Origin of the sequence: Escherichia sp. E4702 (genome assembly GCF_963883545.1) — a bacterium.
Classification (GTDB): domain Bacteria; phylum Pseudomonadota; class Gammaproteobacteria; order Enterobacterales; family Enterobacteriaceae; genus Escherichia.
Genome location: NZ_CAWORF010000045.1, coordinates 1 through 1,066 on the forward strand (window position 1 = coordinate 1; position 1,066 = coordinate 1,066).

A 1,066-nucleotide genomic window follows, 5' to 3' on the forward strand; every position below is an offset into this window, starting at 1 on the left:
CGTAAACTCGCTTACGCTCGCGCTAACTGCGGCATTCTGCGGCGCAAATCAGCATAATCATGGCCTGCTGGTCTGTTGGGCTTTGCAGGGCGAAGGGATGGCCTGTGCGCCCTGGTGCGTTCGGCAGCGGCTGCGCCGCGCTTCGGGGCGATGTGGCTCTGCTGCTCCCTGGTATTTTCTTTCGCCCCTTCTATGCCCTGCCGGGCATCATGTAAACATAACTTAACTATATGTATTTAATCTATTTTTTGTTTTAAATCAGGAGTAAAAATTACTTGCAAATAGGTCAGAATTGACCTATTATAAACATATCGAGAGGGGATAGTCCCTGATCACCAAAGCCGCTCAGTGGCAGGAGATAAAAATGAAAACATTAACTTTTAATAACGGTACTGTTTCTGTTGGTGATGTGTTTGTATCTTCATGGGGATATGAGCAAACTAACGTTAATTTCTACCAGGTTATTTCTGTTCACGGTAAAAAAACCGTCACCGTCCAGGAGGTTCGCGCTTCTGTTCTTCTGACTCGTTCAATGAGTGGATATAAGACCCCATTGCTTAATGATTTCTGTGGGGAGCCATTAAAGCGTCGTGTGCGTGATTGTTACAGCGTACCTGCAATAGAGATTGAATCATTTGAGATGGCCTATAAAACTCAGCCAGAAGAGAAACACGAATTTACATCATATTACTAATCACAGGGGCGTAATTGCCCCTAATTACCAAAGCCGCACAGCGGCAGGAGAATAAAAATGCATTTTACAACTTTTCTGAAAAAACATTTCGATATAGAAAAAATTGTTGGCACTTCTGATTCTGGAAATGATACCGAATCTATTTATGTTTATGAAAAAGGAAATGATTGCGAACCGTTGTTTATTCTGCGTGAGTCATGGATAAATGCAGAAATTAAGAAGTGTGGGATATGGACTGTTGGTAACATATATTCCACGTTGGAACATGGAAAGGAGTACACCGAATCTGAATTAAGAGAAATGATTAAGAAAGGAAAGGTCACTAGCAAATACTAACTTTTTTTTTGGGGGGGGTAACGAGGCTGTGGGGCA

At 42.5% G+C, this 1,066-nt stretch carries 2 protein-coding genes; both read left to right on the forward strand.

All coding sequences use genetic code 11. The annotated features are described in order from the left end of the window. Window positions 1–364: 364 nt before the first annotated feature. Window positions 365–694, forward strand: coding sequence for a hypothetical protein (locus tag AACU94_RS24425; RefSeq protein WP_000855123.1), 330 nt, complete (start codon window positions 365–367; stop codon window positions 692–694). Window positions 695–751: 57 nt separating this feature from the next. Further along, window positions 752–1,030: a hypothetical protein gene (locus AACU94_RS24430; protein WP_000545934.1), complete on the forward strand. Its 279-nt coding sequence runs from the start codon at window positions 752–754 to the stop codon at window positions 1,028–1,030. The last annotated feature ends 36 nt before the right edge of the window (window positions 1,031–1,066 follow it).

Bases quoted from the DNA above. Each gene is read 5' to 3' on its own strand.
- AACU94_RS24425 (WP_000855123.1), top strand. From the start codon at position 365: ATGAAAACATTAACTTTTAATAACGGTACTGTTTCTGTTGGTGATGTG.
- AACU94_RS24430 (WP_000545934.1), top strand. From the start codon at position 752: ATGCATTTTACAACTTTTCTGAAAAAACATTTCGATATAGAAAAAATT.